Source organism: Streptomyces sp. 2A115 (assembly GCF_052245575.1).
GTDB lineage: Bacteria > Actinomycetota > Actinomycetes > Streptomycetales > Streptomycetaceae > Streptomyces.
Window position 1 is genome coordinate 15,436 of sequence record NZ_JBQQCG010000032.1, and the last position, 15,057, is coordinate 30,492.

The following is a 15,057-nucleotide window of genomic DNA, read 5'->3' on the forward strand; positions in this document are numbered from 1 at the left end:
TGTGTCGGGCCGTCCGCTGCCGCCGGACGGGGTCAGCGGGTGCGGGCCGCGTCCTCAGTGGTGAGAGGGATGCGCCAGCGCAGGCGGGTACCGCCTGCGGGACGGTCGGCGACCTCGAACGTGCCGCCGAGCTTCTCCGCGCGGCGGCGCAGGTTGGTCAGGCCGCTGCTTCGGGTGGGCCGGCCCAGACCGCGACCGTTGTCGGAGACGTCCAGAAGCAGTTCGTCTCCGGCGTGGACGGCGACCCCGGCGGCGGTGGCGTGGGCATGGCGGGCCACGTTGGACAGGGCCTCACGCAGCACGGCGAGCAGGTGCGCGGCGGTTTCGTCGGGCAGGGCGGCGTCGACGGGGCCGTCGAACTCCACCGAGGGGGCGAAGCCGAGCCGGTCCTGTGCGATGGAGATCTCGCCGAGGACCTGGGAGCGGAGGCTGGCCGCCTTCTGGGTGGGCTGGTAGAGGTTGAAGATGGTGCCGCGCAACTCCCGGATGGTGGCGTCGAGTTCGCCGATGACCGTGTGGATGCGCGTCGCGGCGTCGGGGCGGGTGATGCGGGCGGTGATGCTCTGCAACGCGAGGCCGGCGCCGAAGACCCGCTGGATGACCATGTCGTGCAGGTCGCCGGCGATGCGGTCGCGCTCGGCCATCACTTCACGATCGGCGCGGGCGGCGGCCAACTCGGCCTGGGCGACCAGCTGGTGGGTGATGTCCCGCGCCACCGTCGAGAATCCGATCAGGGCCCCTTCCGCGTCACGCATCGGCGAGACGGTGACCGCCACGTCGACGTCTGGGCCGTCGGTACGGCGCCAGCGGCTCTGGTAGGAGTCGGCGTGCCCTTCGGAACGGATCTGCTCCACCACTGCCTGGAAGACGTGGAAGGCCGCGTCGGGCATGAGCGTGTCGATGGTCCGGCCGACGATGTGCTGCTCGGTGTGGCCGAACAGCCGCTGGGCACCGGGGTTCCAGGTCTGGATGAGGTATGTGGGGCCGACCGAGATCATGGCGTCGTCGGAGGACGCCACGATGGCCGCGAGCCGGGCCTCGGCACGCCGGGCGGCCTCCAGCTCGGTGTGCAGGGCTATCAGGCCGCGGTTGGTGTCGTCCAGCTCCTGGCTCAGCTCGTCCACCAGCTGTGCGCGGCGCGCCAGTTCGGCCTGCTGCGCGGCCGCGTCGTCCGTGCCGTCGGCGGTCCCGAGGCCAGATACGTCCCCCATCTCTGACCGCCCTTCGCGTGGTGACGAGAACCGGTTCATCATGCCATGGCGGTGACTTGGCGGACCACGAGCACGGTGGCGTCGTCGGTGGACCGGCCGTACTCGCGGTGAAGCACGGCGGCGATGATCGAAGGATGGTGGTCCGGCAGGCGCGGGTGGTCCTCCAGGCTCCAGGCGGAGCGGATGCCGTCGGAGACCAGGATGAGGGTCGATCCGGGCTCCCACGGGCCGTGCTGCAGGCGGACGGTGGGAAGGGACAGTTGGGTGCCGAGGGTGCCGGGGCGGTCCAGCAGGTGGATGGACCGGCCGCCGGTGAGGACCCGTCCAGTGATGTTGCCGACCGCCGCGTAGGCGAACTCGCCGCGCCCCGGGTCGAGCAGGCACGCGCCCAGGACGCCGCCGCGGGTGGCGCGCATCGCCTCGTGGGCGTGCCGGACGAGGCGATCGAGGTCGGTGACGGCAGTGCCTTCGAACGTGGTGATCGCGGCCCGGGCCGCTGCGGCGGCTCCCGGACCGTGGCCCAGTCCGTCGACGACCAAGGCGGCTGTCCGTGAGCCTGGCTCCGCAACCGCCCAGGCGTCCCCGGACTCGCCGTCGCCGCCAAGGGGCACGTTGACCCCGCCGAAGCGCCACCCTGTGTGCCCAGCCGGCGCAGGAGCGCCAAGCCGGGCGTAGACGACGGTGCCGCGGCGGGTGGCGTACCAGTCGAACTCGGCGGCGTTCCGCCTGACCACGTTCAGTCCCGCCCTCAGACCGCCCCCGCGGGACGAGGGCAGCGCGACGGTTGAGGCCGCACCGGCCGACGGGGCGAATGCGGCGACGGTCATACCCGGGCCATGGTCGACAGACAGCAGCTCGATCCCGTTGCCAACCTTCCGAGCCAGTACGTACCCGCCCGGGTGGGCGTGCCGGAGCAGATTGGTGCCCAGCTCGGTGGCCACCAGCTCGGCCACGCCCGGGCGCACCGCGTGCTGTCCGACGGCCATGCGGGCCACCGCACGGCGCAGAGCGCCGACGTCCTCCTCGGCCGCGACGGCATGGCGGCGGTGTTCGCTCTCACTCACGGCCGCCACACCCTTGCCACGCTCACCGCTGCCATTTCACGATCACCACGGTCGTGCCCGACCCGGCGGCGGAAGTGAGGGTCATGTCGTCCACCAGCCGCCGCGCCCCCGGCAGGCCCAACCCCATGCTGCCCCGGGTGCTGAAGCCATCGGTCAGCGCCGCCTCGATGTCCGCGATGCCCGGACCGTCGTCGGCGAACGTGGCCCGCACACCCCGCCGACTCTGCCGGTGCACCTGCTCGACGGTGACCCGGCCGCGGCGGCCGGTCGCGTAGTTGAGGATGTTGCGGGCCAGCTCGCTGCCGGCCGTGATCAGCTTTGTCGCGTCCACCAGGTTGAGCCCCACCGCCTCGGCCTCGGTGCGCAGCACCTTGCGGACGCGGATCAGGTCGGACTCGTCGAGGATGTCGAAAACGGACGGTTCCCTGTCCGTCACAGCACCAGCGGCGGTCACAGGCGGTCCCTGCCGGTATCGGCGCGTCGCAGCCGCTCCAGCAGGGCCAGGCCCTGTTCGGCGTTGAGCGCGGTGTCCAGATGCCCCATCGGCACTCCGAGTTCCACCAGGGTGATGGCCACCGCCGGCTGGATTCCCACCACGGCCGCCTGCGCACCCAACAGCCGGACCATTGCCACGATCCTGGCCAGTACCCGGGCGATGAACGAGTCGACCACGCTCAGCCGGCTGACGTCGATGAGCATGCCCGACGCACCGGTGCGTGCGACCTCCCGGGTGAGCTGGTCCTCGATCTGTATCACCGTGGTGTCGTCCAAGTCGCCGTGCAACGCGACCAGGAGCGTGTCACCGATCTTCATTACCGGAACCACGTCTTCGGTCACTGCGACTCCCCCGATGTCAGCGCCCGGGCGGCCGCCGCTGCGGTCCCGGCCCGTTCGGCCAGCACCGCCAACGCCAGCTGCAAGGCGTCCTGCAACGTGTTACGGGAGCGCAGGCGCCCCATGTCGATGCCCAGATGCACCATGGACTGGGCCGTCTCCGGCCGCACCCCGCTCATGATGCTCACCGTCCCCATCAGGGCGGCCGCCTGCACCGTCTTCAGCAGATGCTGGGCGACCTGGGTGTCGATGGTGGGCACCCCACTGATGTCCAGGATGGCCACCTCGGCCTGGGTCTGCGCGATCTTCTCCAGCAAGCCCTCGGTCAGCCGCGTGGCTCGCAGCGTGTCCAGTGTGCCGATGATCGGCAGCGCCAGCACCTTGTCCCATACCTGGATCACCGGCGTGGACAGCTCCAGGATCTCGTCGCGCTGCCGCAGCAGCCGCTGCTCGGTCTCCCGGCGCTCGGTGACGTCCCGGATCGCCGCCGCCACGAGCGTCCCCTCGGCGGTCTCCAGCGGACTCAGGCTGATCTCGACGGGGAACTCGGTGCCGTCCCAGCGCATCCCGGACAGTTCCAGCCCCGCCCCCATCGGCCGCAGCCGGGGATCGGCGAGGAAGCCGGAGCGATGGCCGACATGGCGGTCGCGGAACCGCGGCGGCACCAGCACCTCGATCTCCCGGCCCACCAACTCGGCACGCTCGAAGCCGAACAGCGCTTCCGCTTGTCGGTTGACCAGGACGATCCGCGCGTCCGGTCCCACGATCACCATCGCGTCCGGGGCCGACTCCAGCAGCCCATGGAACAACGACTCGGCCCGCGCGCTCTCCGTGACATCCCGGAAGACCTCGACGAAGCCGGTCACCGCCCCGTCCTCGCCGCGCACCGGCGTCAGGGAGATGTGGGCCAGGAATCGCTCGCCGTCCTTGCGGACCCGCCAGCCCTGGAACTCCCGCCGACCGTCCTGGCGGGTGGACTCCAGCTCCTGTTCCATCAGCCCGGCGTCGCGGTCTTCCTCGGTGTGCAGCAACGACACCGACTGACCCACCAGCTCGGGCTCCGTGTAGCCGGTCAGCGCCTGGGCACTGCGACTCCAGCGGACCACCTCACCGCCCGGCCCCAGCTTGACGACGGCATGGTCCGTGACCGCGTCCAGCATCATCTCAAGATCACGCAAGCTCGCCTGCGGATCCAGGCCGCCTCCTGGTGGCGTCGTCATGCCCGGCCCCGCCCTTCCGCATCATCAATCCCCGAGCCGGGCCGCCTGCCTGGCGGCACCCCTGATCCCCGGCGCGGCCGATGTTACCCGCCCCCCACCGCAACCGATCAGGACACCCAGCACACCGAACGGGTCAAAGGCCGCGCACACCGACCACGGCGTCGGCACAAGCGAGGGTGCCGGGCACTGCCCCCGCACCGCGCGTCCGGGACCGGCAGGACCGCATGCTCTACCAGCACTTCGAGTCCAAGGCCGACATGCACCGAGCGGTCCTGCATCGAGCCTGCGTCCGTCTCGCGGAAAACGTGGGCAGCGACAACCTCGACGAGAACTCGGTTCCCGCCCTGGCCCGTGCCGCGCGGCCGACCCCGACGCTTTCCGGCTGCTGTTCCGTCACGCCGCTCGGGAGCCGGAGTTCCGCGACCTCATCGACAGCCTCACCGCGGCTTCCGATGAGCTGGCCATTTGGCCTTCAGCCAACGTTCTGCTCTCTCTTCCAGCGGACCGAGACCCGACGGCAAGGAGACACAACGGCCAGTCGGACTTCGTCTCACGTAGATGCCCACGCCATCGACGTCATTCGGAGTCCCACGGTCGGCACTGCCGTTGCCCACTGGTGCCCGCCGGTGGTGGCGCCGCAGGCCCTTCCCGCCCGCTGACGCCGACGGCTCGTGTATTGCGCCCCGGGCGAGGGACGACAACCCTGGCTCCAGGGCCCGTCCGGGCTGCCGAGTCCGAAGGCCTCGTCGGTGATGGCAGGTCCGCGACGTGCGGTGGGCAGAGCGCATGCGGCGCGTAACCCACACACGGCGGGACCCTGCGTGAAGGTCAGGCCATGATTGCCTCAGCTGGGTGTCCGTCGGGGAGAATGCCTGACGATGATGTCGACGCCTTCCGGACCGGCACGGGCCGAGTATGCGCCCTTCGCCCACCTCACCGTGCCCAACGCCGCCCTGTACCGCCGGGTGATGGGCGCGTTCCTGGCCGCCAAGGAGCGCTTCGCGGTCCAGCTGCGGCCCGAGGACGTGTTCGCGGTGCTGCCGCCGGAGCACCGGCCCGCCGACTTGGACGCAGTGGTCAAGGCGCTGGACAGCCTTGTCGAGTGGGGCAATCTACGGGCGGATCCGGACACTTCCCGGGTCACCGCGGTCGAGGACTTCTACCGCAAGCGCTTCATCTACCAGCTCACCCAGGCCGGCGAGGCCGCCGAACTGGCGCTGTCGGCGTATGACGAGGCGCTGGGACGGCGCGGTGCACTGCAGGCGGTGGCCCTGCACGACATCATCACCCAGCTGCGGGCCCTGCTGGTGATCGCCGCCGAGCAGGAGGGCGAGCCGGACGCGGCCAAGGCGCATCTGGCGCTGTCCGCTCTCACGAGCCGGTTCGAGGCACTGGCGGAGAACGCGCGGGCGTTCATGGGCTCCCTGCAGCGCACCATCGACCTGCACGACGTGGAGGTCGAGGTGTTCCTCGCCTACAAAGACCGCCTGATCCAGTACCTGGAGCGGTTCATCCAGGACCTGATCACCCTGGGCGGGCGGATCGCCCTGCTCATCGGGGAGTTGGAGGAGCAGGGCCGGGTCGGTGGGCTGTTGCGGCTGGCGGCGGCCCGGGAGGCGGCCGACGCCGCACCGGACGAGGCCGAGAGCGCCGAGGCGCGGGCGTATGAGCGGTGGGTCGGCAGGTGGTCGGGGCTGGCCGCCTGGTTCGTGTCGGCGGACGGCCGGGAGTCGCAGGCCCGCCTGCTGCGTGGGCGCGCTCTTGGGGCGATCCCGCAACTGCTGGCGGTCGTACGCCAGTTGAACGAGCGACGGGCCGGGCGCTCGGACCGCTCGGCGGACTTTCGGACCCTGGCCCGCTGGTTCGCCGAGGCCCCCGACGACGCGGCGCGGCACCGGCTGTGGCGCGCCGCGTTCGGGCTGTATCCGGCACGTCACCTCACCGTCGACGCCGACACCCTCGACCGGCGCGCCGCCCACCCGGTGGCCGCCGCCACCCCGTGGGCCGAGGCCGAGCCGCTGCGCATCAGCCCGCAACTGCGCCGTACCGGCAGCTACGAGCGCCGCGGCAAGACCCGCCGAGTACAGGACCGGTCCGAGCAGCGCAGGCGCCTGGCCGATATCGCCGCCAAGCAGGCGGAGGAGATCGCGGCCGCCCGCGCCCGCCTCGCGACGGACGGCACCGCGCGACTGTCCGTGCTCGGTGAGCTCGACCCGCTCGCCTTCGGCCTCTTCCTTCAGTTGCTCGGCGACGCCCTGGCCACCTGGCGGCCCGGCATGACGGCCACCGTCGCGACCAGCAACGACGGCACGATGGAGATCCGGCTCACCGCCCTGGCGGACGGGACGACCGCCGAGGTCCGCACCCCCGGCGGCACCTTCCGCGGACCCGACCACCTGGTCGAGATCACCGATCTCACCCGGACCGGTCAGGTGCGCGTCGACGACACCGCGACGGGAGAAGAACGATGACCACGCCCCTGGGCGAGGTGCTGGACAGCCGACGCGCCGCCGAGTTCCACAAGGCCGCCCGCGCGCTGCTGAAGGAGCCGCTGCTGCTCGCGCACGGCCCCTACGCCGAGGAGTTCCGGCTGGTGCGCCAGCACGTCGGCGACCTGCGCGACTGGTTCGAACGCAACACCGGCTGGCCTCTGCGAATGGACGCGGAGGCGGCGCGGCTGGGCAGGGCACCCGGCACCCTGGCCGACCCCACCCATCCGGCCCGCGAGGCCTCCCGCGCTCGCGCGCCCCTCACCCGCCGCCGCTATGTGCTGCTGTGCCTGGCGCTGGCCGCGCTGGAGCGGGGCGAGGCGCAGATCGCGCTCGGCCGGCTCGCCGAGCAGGTGGTCCTGGATGCCGCCGATCCCCATCTGGCCGCCGCCGGGATCGAGTTCACGCTGGAGCGGCGCGAGGAGCGGCTGGATCTGGCGGCGGTGGTACGGCTGCTCATGCGGTACGGAGTGCTGCGGCGGGTGGCCGGGGACGAGGACGCCTACGTCAGCGGGGCGGGCGATGTGCTCTACGACGTCCAGCGCCGCGTCCTGGCCGGACTGCTCGCCGCCCGCCGCGGCCCGTCGATGATCACCGCCGACGACTTCGAGGACCGCCTGGCCGAGCTGTCCGCCGAGAGCGCCCTGGACAGCGACGAACTACGCTTCCGCGCCATCCGCCAGCGGCTGACCCGGCGCCTGCTGGACGACCCGGTGCTGTACTACGCCGAGCTGACCGACACAGAGCTCGCCTACCTCACCCGCCAGCGCGCCTTCATCACCGCGCGGATCACCGAACTGACCGGCCTGGTCGCGGAGGTGCGGGCCGAGGGCATCGCCATGGTCGACCCCTTGGACGACCTGACCGACGTACGGATGCCCGAGCAGGGCACCCACGGGCATGTCACCTTGCTGCTCGCCGAGCACCTCGCGGCCGCGAACGGCGCGGTCAGCCGCGGTGAGCTGGAGCGCAGGGTGCGGGAACTGGCCGCCGAACACGGCGGCTACTGGTCCAAGAGCGCCAAACAGCCGGGCTCGGAAGCGGAGTTGGTCGACCAGGCCCTGGCCAAGCTCACCGCGCTCGGCCTGGTCACCGCCGCACCCGACGGCGTCGCCCCACTGCCGGCACTGGCCCGGTACGCGGTCGGCGAGAGCGTCGTAAGGGAACCGGGAGCCCCTGCCCCCCGTACCACTCAGCGAAAGGCGTGAAGGCTGTGACCGCCCTGCCCACTCCCGCACCTGGCCGGTGGCGGCCGCTGCGTATCGGCCTCGTCGACCTTTTCTACTACGACACCGAGGAGTTCTGGTTCCGGGACGGACGGCTGCTGCTGCGCGGCAACAACGGCACCGGCAAGTCCAAGGTCCTCGCCCTCACCCTGCCCTTCCTCCTGGACGGCGACCTGTCCGCGCGGCGCGTGGAGCCGGACGCCGACCCGGGCAAGCGCATGGAGTGGAACCTGCTGCTGGGCGGGCAGCACCCGCACCCCGAGCGGCTGGGCTACACCTGGATCGAGTTCGGCCGCCACGACGAGGCCGCCGGACAGGACCGCTTCCTCACCCTGGCCTGCGGGCTGAAGGCGGTGGCGGGGCGGGGCATCGCCCGCCACTGGTACGCCGTCACCGACCAGCGGATCGGGCCGGAGCTCAGCCTGCTCGACGCCACCGGCACCGCGCTGTCGCGGGACCGGCTCGCGGAAGCTCTCGCCGGGCACGGCATGGTCTACGACACCGCCACCGCGTATCGCAGGGGCGTCGACGAGGCGCTGTTCGGGCTGGGTGAGCGGCGGTACGCGGCCTTGGTGGACCTGCTCATCCAGCTGCGCCAGCCGCAGCTGTCGAAACGGCCCAACGAGGCAGCGCTGTCGCGTGCGCTGACCGAGGCACTGCCGCCCATGGACCAGGCGGTGATCGCCGACGTGGCCGAGGCGTTCCGGTCTCTGGATGAGGAGAAGGAGGAGCTGCGGGCGGCCACCGAGGCCGAGCGGGCCGCCGCCGCCTTCCTGGACCACTACCGCCGCTACGCCCGCGTCGCCACCCGCCGCCGCGCCCGGCTCCCCCGCCACGAACACGCCCGCTATGAACAGCTGAACCGCGACCTCGTGCAGGCCGAGAGCGAGCGGTCGCAGGCCGAGGAGGACCGGGAGCGGATCGCCGGACGGATCGCGGAGCTGGAGGAGAGTGCCACACGGCTGAAGGCGCAGGAGGCTGCGCTGCGGGAGGGCCCGGAGATGCGCAGCGCCCGGGAGCTGGAACAGGCGGCGGCCGACGCCCGCCGCACCGCCGCGGAGCTTTCCCGCGCCGAGGCGGACCGGGAGCAGGCCGCCCAGGTCCACACGCGTGCCCTGGACCGCCTCGAGAGTGCCGACAGGCGGCTTACGGCGGCCGAGCAGCAGGTCGTGGACACACTCGTCCGCGAGCGGGAGGCGGCCTCCGCCGCCCGCCTCGACGGTGATCTGCGCACCGAAGGTGCGCCGGAGGCCGAACTGCGCCACGCGGCCGAGGAGTCGGTGGCCCGCAGGCGGCGCACCCTCGACCACGTGGAGGAGCTGGCGACGCGCGCCGAGCAGGCCGCCGCCGAGCGGCGCGCCGCCGCCCGCCGCCTGGATGAGGCGCAGACCGAGGCCGGGCACACCGCCGAGCGGTACGCGCAGGCGGAGGCCGTCGCGGCCGGGGCGGGCCGGGAACTGGTCGCCACCGCACGCGAACACCTCGATACCTGTGAGGAGTTGGTGCCCCAGGATCCGGCGGGCCTGCTGGACGCTCTGCAGGAGTGGGTCACGCACCTCCAAGGCCCCTCACCCGCGCGCGTGCACGCCGCCGACGCCCATCGCGCCAGGGCCGCGCACCTGGCCGACCAGACGGCCGCCCTCGGTCAACGGCTGACCGAACTGCATTCCCGGCGCGCCGACACCGAGCGGGAGCTGGCCGGCCTGGAGGCGGGCGGCCAGCGCGGTCCCACGGCACCCCACACGCGTACTCCCGGCGTCCGCGACCAGGCCCCCGGGGCGCCGCTGTGGCGTCTGGTGGACTTCCACGACCACGTCACCGCCGCTGAACGCGCGGGCGTGGAGGCGGCGTTGGAGGCCTCCGGTCTCCTGGATGCCTGGGTGCGCCCGGACGGTACCGCCGTGTCCGCCGACGAGCACGACATTCTGCTGTCACCGGGCGCAGCGCTCGCCGGGCCGGTGCTTGCCGATGTGCTGCGCCCGGCTGTGGACCACGGTGACGCGCGTGCCATGGCGGTGGGCGAGCAGACCGTGGCCCGCCTTCTGGCCGCCGTGGGTCTCGGCTCCGGCGGCGACACCTGGGTGGCGGCGGACGGCCGCTTCCGCGTCGGAGCACTGACCGGAAGCTGGTCGAAGCCGGCCGCCATGTACGTGGGCGAGGGCGCCCGCGAGGAGGCGCTCCGGGCCCGGATCGCTGTCCTGCATGGCGAACTCGAGGCTCTGGCACACCAGTTGGACCAGCTGCAGGCCGAGCGGGCCACGGTCGCCCGGCGTCGGCGCACCCTGGACGCCGAACTGGCCGCCGTCCCCGACGACGCCGCCCTGCGCCACGCGCACGCGCTGGCCGCGGCCGCCGGGGACGCCGCCCACCGCGCCCGTGCCCGCCAGGACGAACGCGCCGCCGAACTGGCCGCGGCGGCCGGGGAGGAAGCCGAGGCAGCCACCGAACTCACCGACACGGCAGCCGCTGTGAACCTGCCCGCCGACCGGCCGCAACTGACCGCTGTCCGCCAGGCGCTGGCCGACTACACCGCCGTCCTGGCCGCCCTGTGGCCCGCCCTGCGCGAACGCGCCGACGCCGGGCGCACGGTCGCCGACGAGCGCGCGGAAGCCGAGCGAGCCGGCACCCGGGTGGCCGAACTGGCCCTGCGGGCCGAGGACTCGGCCCGCCTCGCGGCCGCCGCGGACGAACGCCACACCACCTTGCGCTCCACCGTCGGCGCCGCCGTCGCGGAGCTGGAGCGGCGCCTGGCCGCCACCGCCGAGGCGTTGACCGCGTGCGACCGCGACCAGCGCGTCTCCCGCGAGGAGCACACCGCCGCCGGCCGGCGGGTCGGCCATGCGGAGGGCCGCATCGAGCAGTTGGAGAAGGACGTACACGAGGCCGCCGCCTCCCGCGCCGAGGCGATCGCCGCGCTCCAGCGGTTCGCGGCCACCGGCCTGCTGACCGTCGCCCTGCCCGAGACGGTCGTGCCCTCGCTGGACGGCGGACCGTGGGCGGCCACCCCGGCGGTCGCGCTCGCCCGGGCCATCGAGGCGCAGCTGTCGGGCCCGTCCGGCACCGACGACTCCGACGGCGCATGGGAGCGCGTACAAAAACGGCTCAGCGAGGAGTACAAGAAACTCCAGGACGCCCTCTCCCGCGGCGGCCACAGCGCCACCGCCCGCATGGTCGAGGACGGCATGGTCGTCGACATCGTCTACCAGGGGCGCCGGCGGACCGTGCCCGAACTGGCCGCGGCCCTCGCCACCGAGGTGACCGAACTGGCGCGCATCCTGTCCGCGCACGAACGCGAGATCCTCGAAACCCACCTGCTCACCGAAGTCGCCGGCACCCTTCAGGAACTGATCGCGGCCGCCGAGCGGCAGGTGCGGGCCATGAACGCCGAACTTCAGGAGCGGCCCACGTCCACCGGCATGAAACTGCGTCTGATGTGGCGCCCCTCGCGCAAAGCACCTGCCGGACTGGCCCAGGCACGCGAACGCCTGCGCCAGTCCGCGGACGCCTGGGCGCTCGAGGACCGGGCGGCGGTCGGCGAGTTCCTGCAGGCCGAGATCGCCCGCCGGCAGTCCGACGATGCGGCAGGCAGCTGGCTGGAGGTGCTCACCGCGGCGCTCGACTACCGCTCCTGGCACGAGTTCGGCATCGAACGCCACCAGCACGGCAACTGGGTTCCGGCCACCGGCCCCGCCTCCGGCGGCGAACGGGTCCTGGCCGTGTCCGTGCCCCTGTTCGCCGCCGCCTCCTCGCACTACGCCACGGCCGCCCCCGACGCTCCGCGTCTGGTCACCCTGGACGAGGCGTTCGCGGGCGTGGACGACGACTCGCGGGCCAAGTGCCTGGGCCTGCTGCACGCCTTCGACCTGGACGTGGTGATGACCAGCGAACGCGAATGGGCCTGCTACCCCCAGGTCCCCGGCATCGCCATCGCCCAACTCTCCCGCGTCGACGAGATCGCCGCGGTCCTGGTGACCCGCTGGGAATGGGACGGGACCGAGCGCGTACGGGGCAACGAACCCGACCACCGCCTGGCGGTACTCCCCGTCCAGGCGGCGACCGCGGCCACTGCGGCCGGCGCGGGGGCACCCGGGCCCGGGCCGGCCGACGGCAGCGACCCCGGCCAGGACGTGCTGTGGGCATGAGCACGCCCGGGCAGCCCGCGTCCCCCGGGGAACCCGGGGCGCGCGTCGATCGCGACCGTCTCGGCCGCCTGCTCGGCGACCCCGGTCTCGCCTGGTTGGTCGAGCGCGTCCGACGCCGCATGGAGCGGGACGAACCACTCACCGGCCCGGTCACGCTGACCGCCCCCACCACCGCCGAACGCGCCGCCGCCGAACGCCTGCTGGGCCGCAGCCCGGGCACCGGACGCTCACTGACCGTGCGCCTCGACGCGGTGGACGCCGTGCTGCGCCGCTCCCGCATCAGCCCCGGCCTCGCCGCAGCCGTGATCGCCCTCACCGGTCCCATCGCCCGGCTTACCGACGTGCGCGAACAGGAGGCGAACGCCTGGCAGGATGCGTACGCCCCACTGGCCACACTGCCGCCCGAACTGTCCGAGTGGGCCGACCGGTTGCGCCAAGACGGCCTCGTTCGCCGCCTCGCCCGCACCCCCCAAGCGGCGAAGCCCCTCCTCATCAACGCCACGACAGCCCTGCGCGCACTACCCGCCGACCCGGCCGTGTCCCTGCCGGCCTTCGCCAACAACACTCTGGGCGACGCGCACGCCCTCGACGACACAACCCCGCTCGCCACCGTTGTCCTGTCCGGCGTACGCGCCCTCACCGGCTTCCCGGACGGCAGCGGAACCGAATGGCGCCGCGAGGCCTGGGCCTCGGCCGGCCTGCTCAGGGACGCTCTGTCCTCCACCGTCCTCACCCTGGGTCTGCGCGGCACGGCTGCTCTGGACTGGATGGCCGACACAGGCGAACCGGCCGTCCTGACGCTGCGCCAGCTCACCCACAGCGCGCCGAGCACGGCACCTGCGGTCGTGTACGTGTGCGAGAACCCGACCGTCCTGGCCACCGCGGCCGACATCCACGGCCCCGCCTGCCCGGCTCTGGTCTGTCTCCAGGGCCAGCCCTCGGCCGCCGCCCTCACCCTGCTGCGTCACCTGTACACCCGCGGTGCCACGCTCCGCTACCACGGCGACTTCGACTGGGGCGGCCTGCGCATCGCCGACGCCCTGCTGCGCCGCGTCCCCTGGCAGCCCTGGCGCTACACCGCCGCCGACTACCGCACCGCGGCCGCCGCCGCACCCCTGGCCCCACCCCTGACCGGCCCACCGGCCAACGCCGCGTGGGATCCCGACCTCTCCCCGGCCCTGACCGAACTCGGGGTGCGCGTCGAGGAAGAGACCGTCCTCGACACCCTCCTCACCGACCTCGCGCCCTGAGGCCGTCGCGCAGGTGGAACGTGGACGTCACGCGGCAACACCGCTGCGGGCCAACGCCCATCGCTCCACCTCCGATTCACGCGGTGTTGCGACGATCAGTTGAGTCCACCGCTTTCCGCTCGATCCGCGCCATTGGGTGAGCGGCGGCCTCCCGGCACCCTTGCCAGAAGAAAACCGAGCGTTTTACAGTGACTCCCATCCGAGGATTGTTGAACAATCCTCCTGGCATCCTCTTGCCACGTCATGCGCTGAACCGTGAAAGGACCGCTGTGAGCAGGAACGAGAAGAGCGTGCCCCGCTCCGTCCAGGAAGCGGTGCACGCCTGCGCCGTCCGGGCCAAGCAGGGCTCGGCCGCCTTGGCTCAGGCGTCGGACGCGGAGATCGACACCGCCTTGCGCGCCATGGCCGAGCGGCTGCACACGGCACGCGACACGCTGACAGCGGCGAACCAGGACGACCTGAGATCGGCCGCGTCCAACGGAATGTCGAAGGCACTGCAGGATCGCCTGCGGCTGACCGGTCCGCGACTGGACGACATGGCTACTCAGCTGCGTACGCTGGCGGATGTGCCGCACGAGCCGCGGGACAGCGTCCTCGAAGAACGCCCCGACGGCCTGGTACTGCTGGAGCGCCGCCGCCCAGTCGGTGTCATCGGCGCGAACTTCGAGGCCCGCCCGAATGTGACTCTCGACGTCGCCTCCCAGCTCCTCAAATCCCGCAACGGCGGCGTGCTGCGCACCGGCTCGGCGGCCCTGCGCTCCTCCCAGGCCCTGATCACCCACGTGATCACGCCGGCACTCACCGACGCCGGACTGCACCCGGACGCCATCCAGCTGGTACCCAGCGAGGACCGAGCGGCGGCCTACGCACTGGTGTCGCTGCCCGAGACCGTTCCCCTGGTCATCCTGCGCGGCAGCGGCGAAAGCACCCGGGAACTCGGCCGCGCGGCCGCCCGCCACGGTGTGCGCACCCTGGCACACGCGGACGGCGGCGCAGTGCTGTACGCAGGCCGGGACGCCGACGAGAAGATGGTGCATGAGCTGGTCAGCAACAGCCTGGACCGGCTGGGCGTCTGCAACCGGCTCAATCTGCTGCTCATCGACCGGGCTGTCTACGAAGAGCTGCTGCCGGGCATCCTGAAGGCTCTCGAAGACCTGGGCATCACGGCGTCGCTGCCGCCGCACACCCACGCGCGCGGTTACGAGTGGTCGCTGGACTCCGAGCATGCCGCAACGGTGACGATCGACGCCGCGGACGGCCCGCTCGAAGCAGCGCGGATCGCGAACGAAGAGACCTCCGGCCTTGCCGCTGCGGTGATCACACAGGACCCGGACGCCGCTGCCCAGTTCATGGACGCCTACGGTGGCTCGGGCGTCTTCTGGAACTCCACCACGCGTCTCCTCGACGGCTTCAAGCTCCTGCACCTGCCGGAAACCGGCATCAACATCGACCGCGTCCCCGGCCCCCGCGGCCCCGTCACCTACCGAGACCTGTACCTGCGCCAATACGTCGTCCGCCCCGCAACGTCCATGCACAGCTGAGCCGATACCGCACCCGAGCCGGCTTCCGCCGGCCCAGGAAGGCCTCGGCGCCAGCCGCTCCTCGCTCGCCCCGCGCCTGG

The 15,057-nt window shown here is 72.6% G+C and carries 10 protein-coding genes; 5 read left to right on the plus strand and 5 right to left on the minus strand.

From position 1 onward, the window contains the following. Window positions 1–32: 32 nt before the first annotated feature. Genes ACTWQR_RS26225 through ACTWQR_RS26245 form a run of 5 tightly spaced genes read right to left on the minus strand, consistent with a single transcriptional unit; the run spans window position 33 to window position 4,329 of the window. Window positions 33–1,211 carry a PAS domain-containing sensor histidine kinase gene (locus ACTWQR_RS26225; protein ID WP_443229628.1) on the minus strand — a complete coding sequence of 393 codons (1,179 nt, stop codon included), beginning with the start codon at window positions 1,209–1,211 and terminating at the stop codon, window positions 33–35. A 38-nt stretch (window positions 1,212–1,249) separates the two neighbouring features. Continuing rightward, entirely contained in the window at window positions 1,250–2,275 is a 1,026-nt protein-coding gene (locus tag ACTWQR_RS26230; RefSeq protein ID WP_443229629.1) for a SpoIIE family protein phosphatase, read from the minus strand. A 22-nt stretch (window positions 2,276–2,297) separates the two neighbouring features. Further along, complete coding sequence (locus ACTWQR_RS26235) at window positions 2,298–2,711, minus strand: anti-sigma regulatory factor (protein WP_443229630.1); 414 nt, start codon at window positions 2,709–2,711, stop codon at window positions 2,298–2,300. A 14-nt stretch (window positions 2,712–2,725) separates the two neighbouring features. Further along, a complete protein-coding gene (locus ACTWQR_RS26240; protein ID WP_443229631.1) occupies window positions 2,726–3,112 on the minus strand; it encodes an STAS domain-containing protein in 387 nt (128 codons plus the stop codon). Beyond that, a complete protein-coding gene (locus tag ACTWQR_RS26245) occupies window positions 3,109–4,329 on the minus strand; it encodes a PAS domain S-box protein (RefSeq protein WP_443229632.1) in 1,221 nt (406 codons plus the stop codon). The genes ACTWQR_RS26240 and ACTWQR_RS26245 overlap by 4 nt, the downstream gene beginning before the upstream one ends. Window positions 4,330–5,207: 878 nt before the next feature. Between ACTWQR_RS26245 and ACTWQR_RS26250 the strand changes: the two genes are divergently transcribed. The 5 genes from ACTWQR_RS26250 (at window position 5,208) to ACTWQR_RS26270 (ending at window position 14,977) form a co-directional block, all read left to right on the plus strand. Next, window positions 5,208–6,800 carry a TIGR02677 family protein gene (locus ACTWQR_RS26250; protein WP_443229633.1) on the plus strand — a complete coding sequence of 531 codons (1,593 nt, stop codon included), beginning with the start codon at window positions 5,208–5,210 and terminating at the stop codon, window positions 6,798–6,800. Continuing rightward, the gene (locus tag ACTWQR_RS26255) at window positions 6,797–8,026 is read left to right on the plus strand and encodes a TIGR02678 family protein (protein WP_443229634.1); all 1,230 of its coding nucleotides are present in this window, start codon (window positions 6,797–6,799) and stop codon (window positions 8,024–8,026) included. Before ACTWQR_RS26250 ends, ACTWQR_RS26255 begins: the two co-directional genes overlap by 4 nt. Window positions 8,027–8,031: 5 nt before the next feature. Further along, window positions 8,032–12,186, plus strand: coding sequence for a TIGR02680 family protein (locus ACTWQR_RS26260; protein WP_443229635.1), 4,155 nt, complete (start codon window positions 8,032–8,034; stop codon window positions 12,184–12,186). Then, window positions 12,183–13,436: a TIGR02679 family protein gene (locus tag ACTWQR_RS26265; RefSeq protein ID WP_443229636.1), complete on the plus strand. Its 1,254-nt coding sequence runs from the start codon at window positions 12,183–12,185 to the stop codon at window positions 13,434–13,436. The genes ACTWQR_RS26260 and ACTWQR_RS26265 overlap by 4 nt, the downstream gene beginning before the upstream one ends. Before the next feature lie 269 nt (window positions 13,437–13,705). Then, window positions 13,706–14,977, plus strand: coding sequence for an aldehyde dehydrogenase family protein (locus tag ACTWQR_RS26270; RefSeq protein ID WP_443229637.1), 1,272 nt, complete (start codon window positions 13,706–13,708; stop codon window positions 14,975–14,977). Window positions 14,978–15,057 lie beyond the last annotated feature (80 nt).

Excerpts from the sequence above, each read along its gene's own strand:
- ACTWQR_RS26255 (WP_443229634.1), top strand. The coding sequence starts at position 6,797 with ATGACCACGCCCCTGGGCGAGGTGCTGGACAGCCGACGCGCCGCCGAG.
- ACTWQR_RS26265 (WP_443229636.1), top strand. The coding sequence starts at position 12,183 with ATGAGCACGCCCGGGCAGCCCGCGTCCCCCGGGGAACCCGGGGCGCGC.
- ACTWQR_RS26250 (WP_443229633.1), top strand. The coding sequence starts at position 5,208 with ATGATGTCGACGCCTTCCGGACCGGCACGGGCCGAGTATGCGCCCTTC.
- ACTWQR_RS26245 (WP_443229632.1), bottom strand. The coding sequence starts at position 4,329 with ATGACGACGCCACCAGGAGGCGGCCTGGATCCGCAGGCGAGCTTGCGT.
- ACTWQR_RS26225 (WP_443229628.1), bottom strand. The coding sequence starts at position 1,211 with ATGGGGGACGTATCTGGCCTCGGGACCGCCGACGGCACGGACGACGCG.